The sequence below is a fragment of the Pandoraea sp. PE-S2R-1 genome, from assembly GCF_002179865.1.
Classification (GTDB): Bacteria; Pseudomonadota; Gammaproteobacteria; order Burkholderiales; family Burkholderiaceae; genus Pandoraea.
The window spans coordinates 1-410 of record NZ_NGUR01000163.1; the positions used below are offsets into that span (position 1 = coordinate 1).

Here is a 410-nt window from a genome sequence, read left to right on the forward strand (position 1 = left end):
CGGTCGGTGGCACGGCACTGCTCTCGGGCGTTGCCGCCCACCCGGGCGACGTCGACAACCTCGACCACAGCTCGCGCGTGAACAACAGCGTGAAATACCGTTCACCGACGTGGGGCGGCTTCACCTTCGGCGCCATGTACGGCTTCGGTGGCCAGCCCGGCACGATGGGACGCCAGAACACATGGGGCCTCGCCGGCCAGTACGCAAACGGCCCGATCACCTGGGGCCTTGGCTACTCGCACGCCAACAACGACAAGGCGAGCGCCACGGACACGACGATCGGAAGCTGGGCCGGCTCGTCCGAATCGGCATTCGCGTCGTCGATCAACGCCGGTTATGCCAGCGCGAAGGCACGCGACATCATCGCCACCTCGATGACGTACCAGATCGGCAACACCACGCTGGGCGCG

The 410-nt window shown here is 66.8% G+C and carries 1 protein-coding gene; it reads left to right on the forward strand.

The features are described from left to right. Nucleotides 1-410 (forward strand): porin (locus CDV44_RS27535; protein ID WP_141118858.1); only part of this gene is annotated, 410 nt, incomplete at both ends.